This window comes from Oscillatoria sp. CS-180, assembly GCF_028330965.1.
In the GTDB taxonomy this organism is placed as follows: Bacteria; Cyanobacteriota; Cyanobacteriia; order Phormidesmidales; family Phormidesmidaceae; genus Halomicronema.
The window spans coordinates 1-14,059 of the sequence record NZ_JAQMUB010000053.1 but is presented as its reverse complement, the minus strand read 5'-3'; the positions used below and the strand labels follow the sequence as shown (position 1 = coordinate 14,059).

Sequence of the window (14,059 nt, the reverse complement as noted above, 5' to 3'; positions counted from 1 at the left end):
TAATTGAGCATCAATAAGGTAAACCACTGGTTTGACCAGTGCGACTAGCAAAGCTTTGAGCGTTCCGGCAGTAAAGTTCCTCCTACGGTGACACCACCGTGTCGAACCATAGGAGAAAACGAATGTCGAATTCGTATCAAAGTCTGTCTCATTCTAAGTGGGACTGCAAATATCATGTCGTGTTTGTGCCGAAGTATCGCAAGAAAGCGATCTTCGGTGAGATTCGCCAGCATTTAGGGGGCATTTTCCATGAGTTAGCTCGTCAAAAGGAGTGCTGCATCTTGGAAGGTCATCTGATGCGTGACCATGTTCATATGTGCATCGCGATTCCTCCGAAACATGCGGTTTCATCGGTGATCGGGTTTCTCAAAGGGAAAAGTGCCTTGGCCATTGCGCGTCAATTTGGCGGCAAACAGCGCAACTTCAACGGTGAAAACTTTTGGGCGCGAGGGTATGCGGTCTCAACGGTGGGTTTTGAGGAAGAAACGGTGCGTCGTTATATTCGAGAACAGGAAGGGAATGAGCAAAGTGGGCGGTTCTAAACAGATAACTAAGGTGTAGGACGACCGCCTTTGAGGCGGCCCCACTCATCAAGCCACCCGCTTTGCGGGTGGTGTCTGACTGAGGCAAAGAACTCATAAGGCCCTAGCGTGAACTTGAAGAATTCCATCGCAAAATTGTGCTCTTTAGCTCATCCTTCATCCTTTACGATGCCATTCCGTCACTCCGCCAGGTTTATCAATTAGGGTAATTCCCTGAGCTTGCAGCTCATCACGAATGCGATCGCTCTCTGCAAAATCCTTGGCAGCTCGGGCCGCCTTACGCTGAGCAATCAACGCCTCGATCGCCTCATCGGAAAGGCCATTTCCTAGATTAGGCGTCATGGGGTCTGCACGGAGACCTAGTACCTCAGACAGACAAACCAGCGTCTGCCATTGCTGTCGTAGGGTTGCCGCCTCGGTATCCGCTTGTCCCTCGTGAGTGATCAGTTTGCCTGCTCGCCCCAGACTTTTAGCCAAATCAAAGAGAACTGCCAATGCGCCTGAGGTGTTGAAATCATTGTCCATCGCTGCTTGAAACCGCTGAACGGGATCGCTTTCCCGGTCAATTCGCATCGCCGCAGGATTGGCAAAATCAGGGTCGTCAACATCAATCCAGCCCAGTTGACTGCCGTAATCATAGCCAAACAGCAGTCCGTCTGAAATCGTTCGCCAGCCGTTCTTGACGGCTGCGATCGCCTCATCAGTAAAGTCCATCGGCTTGCGGTATTGCCCCTGGATCAAAAACAGCCGCAATGCCATTGGTTCAGGTGCATTGGGCGAATCGAATAGCTGGCGAATTGTGGTGAAATTGCCCAAAGATTTTGACATTTTCTCGCCATCGACATTGACCATGCCGTTGTGCATCCAATAGGTTGATAACGGCTGCCCTGTCGCTGCTTCAGACTGAGCAATTTCGTTTTCGTGATGGGGGAAAATTAGGTCGCTACCGCCGACGTGAATGTCAATAGAGTCACCAAGGCGATCGCGAATCATTGCCGAGCATTCGATGTGCCATCCGGGCCGTCCTGGTCCCCAGGGCGATTTCCAAAAGGGTTCGCCTTCTTTGGCTCCCTTCCAAAGGGCGAAGTCGAAGGGATATCGCTTAATGCTGTCTTCCTCATTGACACGGCCACTTGCCCCCGCCTGCATATCCTCTAGTTTGCGCCCAGACAGCTTGCCGTAGTCCTCGAACTTTTGTACCGCGTAATACACATCTCCCTCAGCAGGATAGGCATACCCTTTTTGCTCTAGTTCGGCAATCAAACGTTGAATACCGTCTAGGGTCTTGGTTGCATAGGTGTATTCATCGGCTTCCAGAACATTCAGCCGTTTCATATCTTCCAGGTAAGCCGCCGTATATTTCTCGGCTACGGTCTGCATCGAAGTGTTCTCGGCCTTGGCACGATTGAGGATTTTGTCGTCAATATCGGTGAAATTCTGAATATACCGAACGTTGTATCCTCGCCACATTAGATAACGCCGCACCACATCCCAGGCGACTGAACTACGAGCATGTCCCAGATGGGAATAGTTGTACACTGTGACGCCGCAGCAATACATTCTCACACGGCCCGGTTCTATCGGTTCGAAGGGTTCTTTTTGACGTGTCAGGGTGTTGTAGAGAACGAGGCTCATGGTGGTTCAAGGCAACGGCACAGACTGATTCAACACTGAATAGGGGGAAAGAGGCAAGGGGCGAAGGATAGTAGAGTGAATGAACGAGGTTAAGATTTGAGCTCTCTGCTTGAAATTTGTTTAGAGCGTTTTGAATCTTGGCTAGGCGTTAGAAGAGGAGAGGTTGATGGCTGAATCGGCAATAGGGGTGGCGCTAGTAGGCACTGGTTTTGGTCAGAAGGTTCACATTCCTGGGTTTCAGGCCCATCACCGCACCCAATTAGTGGCGGTCTATCATCGGGAAATAGCAAAAGCCCAGGCGATCGCAGAACAGCACGCCATTACTCATGCCTGCGATACCATCGATCAGATAGTAGCGCTCCCAGAGGTGGACGCGGTCAGCATTGCGACGCCGCCTTTTTTGCGATCGTCAGTAGCGATCGCGGCGCTTGAAGCCAACAAACACATTCTATTAGAGAAACCGACAGCACTGTCGGTAGAAGAAGCACAGCAAATTGAGGCTCTGGCCCAGCAGCAAAAAAAGATTGCGGTCGTGGATTTTGAGTTTCGCTTTGTCCCTGCTTGGCAGCACTTTGCGACGCTGTTAGCAGAAGAGTTTGTTGGAACACCTCGGTTAATCAAGGTGGATTGGATGGTGGCAGGGCGGGCTGATCCAGCACGGGCCTGGAGTTGGTATGCTCGCAAAGATCAGGGAGGCGGGGCTTTGGGCGCGTTTGCCTCCCACACGTTTGATTATTTGGCTTGGCTGTTTGGTCCTGTCAAGCGGCTTTGCGCCAATCTGACCACCGCGATTTCAGAGAGACCGGACCCGACGACAGGGCAGCTAAAGCCCGTAGATGCGGACGATACCTGTACGCTAATGCTAGAGATGGCAAGCGGTATGCCTTGTCAGGTCACGATTAGCTCAGTCACCTATGCTGGACGCGGCCACTGGGTTGAAGTTTATGGCGATCGCGGCACGCTAATTTTGGGAAGCGACAATCTAAAGGATTACGTCCACGGTTTCAAACTATGGGGTGCTCAAGGGAGCAACTCATTGGAAGAAATTGCTGTACCTGACGCGATCGCGTTCCCAAAAACTTACGATGACGGTCGCATTGCACCGTTTGTCCGAGTAGTCGATCACTGGGTCAACTGTATTGACCAAGGTGAACCTAAGGCTCCTTCAATTACTGAGGGTGTGTACTCACAGCTGCTGATGGATTTAGCTCATGAATCGAACAATCGAGGAAGCTGGGTGGAGAATTCTCGCGACTCAGATTTGAGAACTTAAGGGGATTTCTAACAATAAAAATATCCAGCTGCGGTGCATTACGCTGCGCTAATGGCACCCTATCAGCGGTAAATTCTTTCCCGGAGATCCCCTGAAGTTCGAATCTGAATCAAAACCCTCCACTTATGACGTGACGCCCTAGCAGTCCTACTGCGTCGATTGTAGAGCAGGCTCGCGACTGCCGTTATTGTCCGGTTTTGGTGCTGCTAGCTGAATGCCTGGTAGCAGCTTTTGGGCCATGTCGTGACTTTCCTCCAGCAGGTACTTTAAGAAGGTATCAGCAACTACCGAAAGCTGCTTTCCGCCCAAACTTGCCACATACCAGTGACGCTCAATGGGGAAATGCTCGACATCAAGAATGGCAAATTCGCCGTGAGTGCCTTCAGAGATAATGGTGTGTACCGACAGCACTGAAATGCCCAGCCCCCCAGCGATCGCTTGCTTGATCGCTTCGTTGCTTCCTAGCTCTAGGCGAACTTTGACGTCAACGTCGTGCTCTTCCAATAGCGACTGAATTGCCTGACGGGTTCCTGATCCCGGTTCCCGCATGATGAACGCTTCACCATTGAGAGCCTGGATGGGAATATTCTTTTTGCCAACTAGAGGATGATTTTTAGGGGCGATGACAACCAAAGGGTTCTCTAGAAAAGGATGAATCTTGAGATCAGGTTGCTCTGGAGCCTGACTAATAATGTATAAATCGTCTTCATTATTGACCATACGCTCTTGAATATGCTGGTGGTTTGTCACCTTCAGCGAGATATCAATTCCTGGAAAGCGTTGGCAAAAGGGACCTAACAGACGAGGGACAAAATACTTAGCAGTTGTAATGACTGCAATTCTCAACTGTCCCTGCTTCATGCCTTTGATGTCGGCGATCGCCATCTCAAATTGATCAAGGCCTTCGAAGACTTTTTGACAAGTTTCTAGCAGTTGCTGACCTGCTTGAGTAAGATATAGCCGTTTGCCAATCTGCTCGAATAAGGGCAAACCGACCGCTTTGGTTAACTGCTTGACTTGAATGGATACTGTCGGTTGCGTTAGATAGAGTTCTTCTGCTGCGCGGGTGAAGCTACCGTGACGGGCAGTTGCTTCAAAAACTTTGAGTTGGTGTAGCGTTGCATGAAACAACGGTCTAAATTCCCCCACATATAGGTCACTGCCATCATAGACCGGATTCTATCGAATTGTCATATTTTTGTGCTCAATATCTATAGTAATGTTGCTTTTACATAAGAATATTCTGAATCCCTTTTAGGATGACGCTTTTTTGTCTAGTACTTTCCACGAAACTGGCAGACTTATCTACCGATCAACATCTTTTGTAGTATATGTAGTACTACAAAAGATAAGCCGCTATGAGTTGCTGCTGTCCTCACAGAGCTGAGGAATTGAACGTTGAGAGGTTAAGTATGATCCATATTCGTCCTTATCAATCCACTGACTGGTCTAGGTTGTGCAAGATACATGATGCGTCTCGCCTTGATGAATTAGGTTTAACCGTCGGGACAGATGCCTTCCTGACGCTCGAACAGACGGCTGAGAATGAGGGGCTTTTTGATGGCAATCTTTTTGTGGCAGAGGTCGATGCTGTTGTGCAGGGATTTGTTGCCTATAACGATGAAGAACTCACTTGGCTTTATGTTGACCCTAAATGCTACCGAAACGGTGTAGGGCGTGCGTTGCTTCAACATGCCGTTGCCAACTCAGCACCGACAATGACCATTGAGCTGCTCGAGGGTAATCGACCCGCTTTAAAGCTTTATCTTTCTGAAGGTTTCAAGGTCGTAGAGCGCATTGAAGGCCAGCTGGAAGGGAATGAAGAGTTTGCCGCAGTGGGTCTTGTCTTGAGACAGTGAAACGAGTACTTAGGAGATTTCTGAGAATAAAAATACCCGCCTGTGGTGCATTACGCTGCGCTAGTAACCCCCCACCAGCGGTAAATTCTTTGGAGATCTGCTTATCAGTAGGTTGTCCTAAATGCGGCGACTTACTTACCCATTTTCTCGTCCAGAGTTAGATTTTGGGGCTAAAAGCGTTGCTATTCAGTTACTCATTCGATGTTCTCAAGTCTGCAATCGAAAATTCAAAATCGAGAATCGGCATGATTTCCAACTAGCGAAAACTCAAAAGGCTGTGCTATCGACGAAATGTGTTTTAGATATCTAGGGAAATGCTCCTTTACCTTCAATAATAAAGACAGGACTTACCGAGTTTTAGTCCCACCACCAAATTCTAAGAGAACTGCCTTCAGAAAGCTCCTGAAGGTTTGGGGCAACGTGGAGAGCTGCGGAGGTCTGGTCTTTGTTTCCCTGTTGAGGTCTTATGTCATCTGCAAACGCTACCTCTGTTCCCCTAAAAGACCGTCTTCAAGAACTCATACGAATCTTTGGTCGTTTGGGATGCATTGGTTTTGGTGGCCCTCAAGCCCACATTGCCATGCAGAACGACGAAGCCGTTGTGCGCCGTGAGTGGCTAACTCAAGATCAGTTTGGGGACGGACTCGCGATTTGCGAGATGTTACCAGGCCCCGCATCCACACAGATGGGCATTTACTTAGGCTATATCCGAGCAGGGCAAATTGGCGCTCTAGTTGCGGGCATTGCGTTTATTGCGCCTGCATTCCTAATTGTGATAGCGCTCTCCTGGGCCTACTTTCGTTTTCAAGCGCTGCCCCAACTGGAAGCGATCTTCTTCGGCATCTCACCCGTAATGATTGCCATCATCCTCGGATTTTGTTGGAAGCTTGGGAAAAAGTCGATTCATGATTGGATAGGCATTGCGATCGCGATCGCCGCTGGTCTGGCTGTTGGCTTAGGCGGTTTGAGTCCCTTGCTAGCATTCGTCATAGCAGGCGCGACCGGCCTTATTGTCTATCGACCTCAGCAGACAGGCACCCCACAACCGATTTGGATGCCTCTGGGATTAATGGCTGGCATGCCTCTAGCTGTGACCTCAACAGAGGTGTTAGCTCTGTCAAGCTTCTGGGGATTGGAGCGCATCGGCGCTTACTTTTGGCCCCTGCTGAGTTTCTTTTTCAGAACCGGAACGTTCATCTTCGGCGGTGGACTGGTCATCATCCCGCTGCTGGAATTTCAGGTCGTGGACAACCTGCATTGGCTCACCCGCAATGAATTTCTCAACGGCATTGCCATCGGACAACTCAGTCCAGGCCCCGTAGTTTTAACCGCCGCCTTTGTCGGTTTCAAGGTGGCAGGCGTGTTGGGATCCTTGGTTGCCAGCATTGGTATTTTCACGCCATCATTCCTGTTCATTATGGCGGGGGCACCTTTGCTATTGCGCCTACGTCAAAATCTCTGGGTGCAGGCGTTTCTCAAAGCGGTTCGTCCGGCAGTACTGGGGGCGATCGCTGCCGCCGCCATTCCCCTTACCCAAACCGCCATCTTCCAGCAGCCCAATCTGGGATTAACGATCATTGCCGGAGCGATCGCGCTTATCTCGCTAGCAGCCCTGATTCGCTTCAAATTACCCACCTGGCAATTGGTGCTAGCAGGCGGACTGATTGGCCTCCTCATCGGGATCATTCCTGGCAGCGGGCTGATTTAGCAAAATGATTTGTCAGCCAGTCCTGAATGTCCGTCATGACCTCATCTGGAATTTCCCACGGAAACAGATGAGCAGTACTAGGGTAGGTTTTCAGGGTATTTATCTTAAGATGACGAGCCGTTTCCTGGCTGGATTTAGCCGTGATGTGGCGATCGCATTCTCCACACAGCACTAGCGTGGGTACCGAGATTGCCGACAAATTTGGCAAGCGATCATAGCCCTGTCTCAATGCGCGATTGAGGGCGTCATGAGCAAATTTCGACGTTTGCAGAAAGGCTGGAAAGGCTTCATCGGCTAGCCGATGGTAGGCCGCAGGCGTGTGCTGCTGAATCAGATAGCGATAGAGCGATCGTCGTCCAAAGGCATCAATATTCCACTGCCAGCCCGGCACCACACGATTCACAATAGACGCAATGCCTGTCAGTGCATTGTCCTGCCAGGTGATTGGAGGATGACTTCCGCGAGGTCGTGCCGCTGTCCCTAGCAAGATGAGTCCCTCCACCCGTTGAGGACAGCGCAGCGCCAACTCCATTGCGAGAATGCCGCCCAAAGACCACCCTAAAATGATGCATTGTTCAATCTTGAGCGAATCCAATAGCTCCACCAGATCCTCAAGATGATCGGTCATCGCAAAAGGCTTTTGAGTACTGCTTTTGCCATATCCTCGTAGGTCGGGCGCGATCGTCATAAACCGCTGAGACAGCGTTTCTGTAAAAACAGTCATGCAGCTCCCACTGCCGGGATGCCCATGCAAGCAGAGAATCGGAAAACCGCTGCCTTTAAGTTCTACGTGTAGCTTCATCACGTTCCCCAGCAAGCCTGGCGTCAAAACGTTTTACAAAGTTTGATCAGGGTAAGACTGCCAAAATTCTGCCTAATCTCGGCGATCGCGGCTCCCCACGATCTGCCGAGATTAGAGTCTATCCTGCGAGGGGTATGAACTACTTCTTCTCAAAATCTAGAGATGCAGAATTGATGCAGTAGCGCTTGCCCGTCGGGGCTGGTCCATCGTTGAAAACATGTCCCAGATGCGCGTCACAAACGGCACACAACACCTCAGTACGAATCATAAAGAGGCTGAAATCGTTCTTAGTTTCGACATTTTCATCCTTAGCAGGTGCCCAGAAGCTCGGCCAGCCTGTACCAGAATCAAACTTTTCGTCGGACTTAAACAATTCTGTACCGCAGCAAATGCACTTATAGACACCACTCTCTTTATTGTCGTGATAAGCACCAGTAAACGCTCGCTCAGTCCCCTTTTCACGAGTGACGTGATACTGCTCAGAATTAAGCTGCTCGCGCCATTCTTTATTTGTTTTTTTGACCTTCTGAACCATGATAATTATTGGAATGTCTAAAAGATTGATGTTCTCCAGCAGTCCGCTTGGGCACCAACAAGAGAAGCATTCAAGGCTTCTCTATCGTAACGTAAAGCAACTGTAACAATTCTAGAGGAAAGATTCAGTATTTCGAAGAAACGGAGGGCCTAGGAGTCCAGGGACTAGGTGGTGCTAATCAACAGCCAGATGCCACCGATCGCAACCAGCACGCCTAAAACAGCCCGCCCGGTAACACGATCACCCAATGTAGCGGCAATCGGCAGCACGAACAGAGGACTCGTTGCCAAGAGAGCCTGAGCGATCCCTGCGGGCGTGTACTTGAATGAAATTTGCTGTAGCCAAATCGCGAGGTAAGTGCCAAAGAAAGCAGCGATGATGATGACGGGGATCAGCTGCCGTGATCGCAGCGGGCGCAACTGATCCCCGACTTGACCTCGCCAGCCCATCAGCACCACCAGCACAGCTAATCCCGCCGCAATTCTGAGAAAACCGCTCCACAGGGGATCAATGGCTGTATCGGCAAGAACACCTCTCGACATCACGGCTCCACTGGCCTGACCCAGCGCTGCCAAAAGGCCCCAGATCACCCCCCACCGCAAATTGGGACTCGCTACGCTATTCACGACATCACTAGCGACATCACTAGCTGGGACCCGCTCAGAAATAACCCACGCCACTCCCAGTAACGTGAAAACGATTCCCAACCACGCGATCGTTCCTAACCGCTCCTCTAGAAAAAACAGAGCAATCAGCGCCGCTAGCGGGGGTGCCAGCGATTCCATCAGCAATGCCCGCCGTGCTCCCAGCCCGTTGATCGCCTTGAAATAAGCCGTATCTCCCAGTCCGATACCAATTGCACCACTCAGCAATAACCAAAAAGTAGCGGTAGCCGACAGTTCCGGCTGAACGTTAGGACGGAGCACCAAAGTCAGGCTGATGAGAGCGATCGCCACACATCCCTTTGCTAAATTCAAGACCAATGGACTGATCGATTTACCCAAACGCCCAAAAATGACCGTCGATACCGCCCATAAAAAAGCAGCGGTCAGAGCAGCAACTTCGCCTCTCAAAATTTCACCCGTATTTATTGAATGCCTGAACTATAGCGATATTCCCCCACCCTCCCGCTTCCTCACTTCCCACTCCCTCATTTCCCCGCTTTCACATCCCCTCACCGACGCCCATAAAACGTCACCTCAATATCGGCATACCAGCCAGGTCCCATATTTTCATAAAGAAAGACACGCTCGACTTGGTAATAGATGCCGTCGTGGAAGAGGCAATCACCCACTCGCGGAATGATGGGATAGGTTGCAAACCACAGCGCATCCTTGACAGGGGCTTTGGGGTTGGTGTTGCGGGCAGCAAGATAAAAGATTTGCACTTTGTAGATGCCGCTGACGGCAGAGGACGCAGGCGGCAGCGCAGGCATCGGAGCAGCAGGTTTCTTGCTGCGCTTAGCACGGGGTTTTCGCTTAGGCTTTTCGGTCTCGGGGCCTTCAGTCAGATCTTTATCGTCTTCCACAGGTTTTGAGAGGGTAAGTGCGATCGCTTGTGGCAATAATAAAGAATCCTGGATGCTCTGCAAGTCAAAACCAAAGAGTCCTCGCTGAGGAAAGCGCTACATTTTGTGTACATCGCAAAAAAGATATCCTCATTTAGTGTTTTGGTGTTAACGTCTTAGTCGAACACTCTAGATAGCGGCTTGAAAAATTAGCGAATTTTCTATCACGAGTGTCAGTTCGATTTGTCAGTCTTGGTCTTGCTACAAGGTGATGGACGCGATCGCTCCCTCATGGGGTTGATGGCATCTCCACCTTATCGATAACGGTAGGGTCATCTACTCTTCGTGTCTTCGCTGCGTGAGGCACGTTTAATTGCTGTGTCATAAGTCTGTATTACCGGATCGTAGCTGGGTATCGTGCTGTAGCTAGCAGAATTGGAACAGTTGAGAACGCTAGAACCTAACCCGATAGGGGATCGATTCTGCCCTCATCCTTCTGCCTTTAGCTACAGCCCTCTGCCTCTGCACCGATTGTGGTGACGATTTTGACCAAACGTATCGCGCTAGTTCTGCTCAATCCATCGTTCTTTATTTGGTAAAAACAATGACTTACGAAACTAAACTCCGTCCCTGGTGTATCGTTCGCCAACTTCCTGAAATGAAGCGGGTTGTTGTTGATCGCTTTCGTCGTTATCAGGATGCTGATGCGCGGGCACAGTTTTTGCGCCGTCAAACACCCAGCTCTACCTTTGTCGTTCTGTTTTCTCCAGACAGTGCGGTGCCTGTTGAGGCAGCCCATTAGGAGGTGACATTATTCTTCACTCAGGAAGAACTCCAGCGTTTTTGACTATTTCAAAAGGAATGGCGATCGCCATGTTTTCGTTCCACAATCCCAGGGTTTAGTCACGTTTACTAGACGTTTAGTTTATCCATCAAACAAATCCTGGGATTTGCAACAACCCTTTTCAAAGTTGCAAATGTCGTCGTGGCATCCATGACCAGTCGCTCAACGAATCCGTTGCAGGCTAGTAATCACGCCTGAGCCAATCGTCAGCAGTAGCAATATCCACAGGGTAATGCCGGGGATGAACGACAGGATTGTCAGTCCCCGCAGGAGCCACACCAGCACAGTCAAAATCAGCAGCCCCAAAAATATTTGACTGGGTATTGATAACTGCTTCATCACGAATTCCTCATCGAGCGGTCCGAATGCCGCCTAGAATACCGACACCGAGGGAAAGCAACAGGAGTGCCCAAACAACATACTCCGGAATGTCCTTAACCAGTCCGATACCTCGCAAGATCAAAATAAGTGCACCCAAAACCAGCATGACGCCGACAATGTTGAGCACGATCATGATGGCTAGATTGTTGGAGTTCCCACGCATAGGTTCTGGATAAATCTGGAAGCGCCCCTATTGTGCCACGCGACAATACTAAATCGGGAGTTTCCTCACAATCTCAAGCTCAGCGCTTGGACTGCACTTGACAGCCGTAATCTACTCTTTTGCGAAGCTTGAAACCGCTAGAAAACCTGATTCCAAGCGTAGACTTCATAGTCTGTCCAAATACCGTTTTTCCAGTACGGATCATTTTCTACGAGCTGACGGACAGTCGCTTCGTCCTCTGCTTCGTAGATGCCAAATACTTTGGTGTTATCCACGGTAGGCCCTAAGGCAACAAGAGTGCCGCTATCTTTTTGAGACTGAAGTCCTTCTAAATGATCTGCTCGATAGGGCGATCGCTTCTCCAGCGCATTCTCACAATAGCTGCCCCACACCACAAATTTTGCCATGTTCTTCCCTGCCATCACACCACGATTTCAAATTCTAAACGGAAGCGCGATCGCAAATGACAGGTTTGGTGGTCAACAATATTAGTATCGCTCAGCTCCAAATTATAGAAATCAACGGCAGGGGTGGTGAAGAGGGGACCCGCGTGCCAAGTGCCGACGTGCATTTTGATGAAGCAGTTACCTGGAATCTGAAATGCTCGAATCGAGTCGGGATCAGGGTCTTCGGCATCTCCAGGAGGAGCAACCCCCATGAACCACTCGGCACCCGCCAACGATCCTAAGCACTGAGTACAGCACTGATGGCGAGTAATCGCATGGAATGAGAGACTCCTGGACTTCAACCGCATGATATAGAACCGAGGAATGCCTTCGTCTAATTTAAGTTGAGCATCCTCTGGTCCGTACAAAGCACCATCTTCAGAAGCAAAAATGACCTGTCCAAAAGGCGCAAAGGCTTCTGGGGTAATCGGTTCGGCCTTGAGAGACTTGAGGGTAATTGACGGAGCGGTCATTGTAGATCCAGAACGCATCCTCCTCAATTTACCGTGCTTCCTGACCTCCGCTATCCTAGAAAAGCTGAAGCCCTTAACTCTGATTACAATGCAACCGATACATGTCATTGGCGGCGGTCTGGCGGGAACCGAAGCAACCTGGCAGATTGCCCAGGCAGGGGTTCCTGTGATTCTGCATGAGATGCGACCCGAGCGGCGATCGCCCGCTCACCACAGCGAACATTTGGCGGAGTTAGTCTGTAGCAATTCCTTTGGGGCCCAGTCGAGCGATCGGGCATCAGGGCTTTTGCACGAGGAACTAAGGCGATTAGGTTCCGTGGTCATTGGTAAAGCCGACGAGCATCAAGTTCCTGCCGGAGGTGCCTTAGCAGTAGACCGGGCCATCTTCAGTCGCGACCTGACTGAGACGTTAGCGAGTCATCCTCTGATTGAGCTGCGGCGAGATGAAGTACACCGCATTCCCGACGAGGGGATCGCCGTGTTGACCACGGGTCCCTTAACCAGCAACTCTCTCTCTGAAGACTTGCAGCGCTTCACCGGACGGGCTTACATGAGCTTTTTTGATGCCGCTAGCCCAATTGTTGTCGGTGAGAGCATCAACCGCGATGTTGCTTTCATGGCGTCTCGGTACGATCGCGGCGAAGCCGCCTATTTGAACTGCCCGATGAACCGAGAGCAGTATCTCCACTTTTGGCAAACCCTGTGTGCAGCGGAACAGGCGGAACTTAAGGATTTCGAGCGCGAGACCGCCAAATTCTTCGAAGCGTGCCTCCCGATTGAAGAAATGGCGCGTCGAGGAGAAGACACCATGCGCTATGGTCCCCTAAAGCCCGTGGGCCTGTTCGACGCCCGTTTTGGACACTTCAAAGATCCCCAAAATAAAGACAAGAAGCCCTATGCAGTGGTGCAGCTGCGTCAGGAAGACAAGCAGGGCAACTTGTGGAACATGGTTGGCTTCCAAACGAATTTGCGCTGGGGAGAACAAAAGCGCGTCTTTCGGTTGATCCCCGGACTGGAGACTGCTGAGTTCGTTCGCATGGGTGTGATGCACCGCAACACATTCATCAATTCTCCAGAGTTGCTCAGCGCCGCGCTACAGTTTCACCAACGGCCTACGTTGCTAGCGGCGGGACAGCTCGTCGGCACCGAAGGCTACACAGCGGCAACGGCGGGCGGTTGGCTAGCAGGCACTAACGCGGCCCGAATTGCCTTGGGGCAGGATCCGGTTACCCTTCCAGTCACAACTATGATGGGTGCACTCATTGACTTCATCAGTTCGGCGGAACCCAAACACTTCCAACCGATGCCGCCTAACTTCGGCATTCTGCCATCCCTACCCACCAAAATTCGCAATAAGCGAGAGCGCTACGGACAATATCGCGATCGCGCCCTCGCCGATCTCTCCACTTGGTCCCAGCACTACGGTGTGAGACTGCACTCCAAAGCCTTGGAAGCTGTTGGGTAAATGACTGAATAAGGGAAACTCCAGGAAAAAATTTACCGCTGCTGTGGTGTCATTAGCGCAGTGTAATGCACCGCAGCCGAGTATTTTTAAGCAGCATGCATTTGAGTTAAGCACATCCCATTTTCTGATCTTTTAAGACATTGAGACGGACTGGATCAAGCTGCACAGGGCTATATTTTCAGAAATTTCCTAAGTCGAACAGCACGGTTGCTCTGGGGGATCAAATGAATTATCATCAGCAACCATAGCTGCATCCGTGCAGCTTGCTTCCCCGAAAATTGAGTCGGCGGCACTGGCAAGTGATGGCACACAAACCAGCGCCTAACCCATAGACAGACCACAGCTGTCGTACAGGCTTTGCCTATTTTAGGCTGCCCTACCGAAGCGCTTCGTCTAAGGGCGGCTGAATCTTCGGGGATTCCAACC

At 50.6% G+C, this 14,059-nt stretch carries 16 protein-coding genes; 6 read left to right on the top strand and 10 right to left on the bottom strand.

The genetic code is table 11. From position 1 onward, the window contains the following. Window positions 1-122 precede the first annotated feature (122 nt). The gene (tnpA, locus tag PN498_RS13180; RefSeq protein WP_272063268.1) at window positions 123-542 is read left to right on the top strand and encodes an IS200/IS605 family transposase; all 420 of its coding nucleotides are present in this window, start codon (window positions 123-125) and stop codon (window positions 540-542) included. Between the two features lie 156 nt (window positions 543-698). Here tnpA and cysS read toward each other — a convergent pair whose 3' ends face one another. Continuing rightward, on the bottom strand, window positions 699-2,177 hold the full coding sequence (cysS, locus tag PN498_RS13175) for a cysteine--tRNA ligase (RefSeq protein ID WP_272063267.1): 1,479 nt from the start codon (window positions 2,175-2,177) through the stop codon (window positions 699-701). Window positions 2,178-2,343: 166 nt separating this feature from the next. Between cysS and PN498_RS13170 the strand changes: the two genes are divergently transcribed. After that, the gene (locus PN498_RS13170) at window positions 2,344-3,450 is read left to right on the top strand and encodes a Gfo/Idh/MocA family protein (RefSeq protein ID WP_272063266.1); all 1,107 of its coding nucleotides are present in this window, start codon (window positions 2,344-2,346) and stop codon (window positions 3,448-3,450) included. Window positions 3,451-3,597: 147 nt separating this feature from the next. On the opposite strand, the gene PN498_RS13165 is transcribed toward PN498_RS13170, so the two are convergent. Next, window positions 3,598-4,581 carry a LysR family transcriptional regulator gene (locus PN498_RS13165; protein WP_272063265.1) on the bottom strand — a complete coding sequence of 328 codons (984 nt, stop codon included), beginning with the start codon at window positions 4,579-4,581 and terminating at the stop codon, window positions 3,598-3,600. Window positions 4,582-4,862: 281 nt separating this feature from the next. Between PN498_RS13165 and PN498_RS13160 the strand changes: the two genes are divergently transcribed. Then, window positions 4,863-5,309, top strand: coding sequence for a GNAT family N-acetyltransferase (locus PN498_RS13160; RefSeq protein ID WP_272063264.1), 447 nt, complete (start codon window positions 4,863-4,865; stop codon window positions 5,307-5,309). Between the two features lie 466 nt (window positions 5,310-5,775). Then, window positions 5,776-7,017, top strand: coding sequence for a chromate efflux transporter (gene chrA, locus PN498_RS13155; protein WP_272063263.1), 1,242 nt, complete (start codon window positions 5,776-5,778; stop codon window positions 7,015-7,017). Here chrA and PN498_RS13150 read toward each other — a convergent pair. From PN498_RS13150 to PN498_RS13135, 4 genes are all read right to left on the bottom strand, one after another. After that, entirely contained in the window at window positions 6,992-7,819 is an 828-nt protein-coding gene (locus PN498_RS13150) for an alpha/beta fold hydrolase (RefSeq protein WP_272063262.1), read from the bottom strand. The two genes, chrA and PN498_RS13150, sit on opposite strands and share 26 nt — an antisense overlap. Window positions 7,820-7,958: 139 nt before the next feature. Further along, window positions 7,959-8,354, bottom strand: a complete 396-nt coding sequence (gene msrB / locus PN498_RS13145) for a peptide-methionine (R)-S-oxide reductase MsrB (RefSeq protein WP_272063261.1) — start codon at window positions 8,352-8,354, stop codon at window positions 7,959-7,961. A gap of 164 nt (window positions 8,355-8,518) precedes the next feature. Further along, complete coding sequence (locus PN498_RS13140) at window positions 8,519-9,427, bottom strand: DMT family transporter (protein ID WP_272063260.1); 909 nt, start codon at window positions 9,425-9,427, stop codon at window positions 8,519-8,521. Between the two features lie 101 nt (window positions 9,428-9,528). Then, the gene (locus tag PN498_RS13135) at window positions 9,529-9,945 is read right to left on the bottom strand and encodes a hypothetical protein (protein WP_272063259.1); all 417 of its coding nucleotides are present in this window, start codon (window positions 9,943-9,945) and stop codon (window positions 9,529-9,531) included. A 520-nt stretch (window positions 9,946-10,465) separates the two neighbouring features. Here PN498_RS13135 and PN498_RS13130 point away from each other — a divergent pair. Beyond that, window positions 10,466-10,663 (top strand): hypothetical protein, encoded by a 198-nt coding sequence (locus tag PN498_RS13130; RefSeq protein ID WP_272063258.1) that lies wholly within the window; start codon window positions 10,466-10,468, stop codon window positions 10,661-10,663. A gap of 204 nt (window positions 10,664-10,867) precedes the next feature. Here PN498_RS13130 and PN498_RS13125 read toward each other — a convergent pair whose 3' ends face one another. The 4 genes from PN498_RS13125 to PN498_RS13110 form a co-directional block, all read right to left on the bottom strand. Beyond that, window positions 10,868-11,044 (bottom strand): hypothetical protein, encoded by a 177-nt coding sequence (locus PN498_RS13125; RefSeq protein WP_272063257.1) that lies wholly within the window; start codon window positions 11,042-11,044, stop codon window positions 10,868-10,870. 10 nt (window positions 11,045-11,054) lie between these two features. After that, window positions 11,055-11,249 (bottom strand): hypothetical protein, encoded by a 195-nt coding sequence (locus tag PN498_RS13120; RefSeq protein WP_272063256.1) that lies wholly within the window; start codon window positions 11,247-11,249, stop codon window positions 11,055-11,057. A 137-nt stretch (window positions 11,250-11,386) separates the two neighbouring features. After that, window positions 11,387-11,671, bottom strand: coding sequence for a YciI family protein (locus PN498_RS13115; RefSeq protein WP_442951420.1), 285 nt, complete (start codon window positions 11,669-11,671; stop codon window positions 11,387-11,389). Continuing rightward, the gene (locus PN498_RS13110; protein ID WP_272063255.1) at window positions 11,671-12,168 is read right to left on the bottom strand and encodes an ureidoglycolate lyase; all 498 of its coding nucleotides are present in this window, start codon (window positions 12,166-12,168) and stop codon (window positions 11,671-11,673) included. The genes PN498_RS13115 and PN498_RS13110 overlap by 1 nt, the downstream gene beginning before the upstream one ends. 88 nt (window positions 12,169-12,256) lie before the next feature. Between PN498_RS13110 and trmFO the strand changes: the two genes are divergently transcribed. Further along, window positions 12,257-13,633 carry an FADH(2)-oxidizing methylenetetrahydrofolate--tRNA-(uracil(54)-C(5))-methyltransferase TrmFO gene (trmFO, locus tag PN498_RS13105; protein ID WP_272063254.1) on the top strand — a complete coding sequence of 459 codons (1,377 nt, stop codon included), beginning with the start codon at window positions 12,257-12,259 and terminating at the stop codon, window positions 13,631-13,633. Window positions 13,634-14,059: the final 426 nt, after the last annotated feature.

Excerpts from the sequence above, each read along its gene's own strand:
- PN498_RS13115 (WP_442951420.1), bottom strand. The coding sequence starts at position 11,671 with ATGGCAGGGAAGAACATGGCAAAATTTGTGGTGTGGGGCAGCTATTGT.
- PN498_RS13110 (WP_272063255.1), bottom strand. The coding sequence starts at position 12,168 with ATGACCGCTCCGTCAATTACCCTCAAGTCTCTCAAGGCCGAACCGATT.
- PN498_RS13125 (WP_272063257.1), bottom strand. The coding sequence starts at position 11,044 with ATGAAGCAGTTATCAATACCCAGTCAAATATTTTTGGGGCTGCTGATT.
- trmFO (WP_272063254.1), top strand. The coding sequence starts at position 12,257 with ATGCAACCGATACATGTCATTGGCGGCGGTCTGGCGGGAACCGAAGCA.
- PN498_RS13150 (WP_272063262.1), bottom strand. The coding sequence starts at position 7,819 with ATGAAGCTACACGTAGAACTTAAAGGCAGCGGTTTTCCGATTCTCTGC.
- PN498_RS13120 (WP_272063256.1), bottom strand. The coding sequence starts at position 11,249 with ATGCGTGGGAACTCCAACAATCTAGCCATCATGATCGTGCTCAACATT.
- msrB (WP_272063261.1), bottom strand. The coding sequence starts at position 8,354 with ATGGTTCAGAAGGTCAAAAAAACAAATAAAGAATGGCGCGAGCAGCTT.
- PN498_RS13130 (WP_272063258.1), top strand. The coding sequence starts at position 10,466 with ATGACTTACGAAACTAAACTCCGTCCCTGGTGTATCGTTCGCCAACTT.
- chrA (WP_272063263.1), top strand. The coding sequence starts at position 5,776 with ATGTCATCTGCAAACGCTACCTCTGTTCCCCTAAAAGACCGTCTTCAA.
- cysS (WP_272063267.1), bottom strand. The coding sequence starts at position 2,177 with ATGAGCCTCGTTCTCTACAACACCCTGACACGTCAAAAAGAACCCTTC.
- PN498_RS13160 (WP_272063264.1), top strand. The coding sequence starts at position 4,863 with ATGATCCATATTCGTCCTTATCAATCCACTGACTGGTCTAGGTTGTGC.
- tnpA (WP_272063268.1), top strand. The coding sequence starts at position 123 with ATGTCGAATTCGTATCAAAGTCTGTCTCATTCTAAGTGGGACTGCAAA.
- PN498_RS13170 (WP_272063266.1), top strand. The coding sequence starts at position 2,344 with ATGGCTGAATCGGCAATAGGGGTGGCGCTAGTAGGCACTGGTTTTGGT.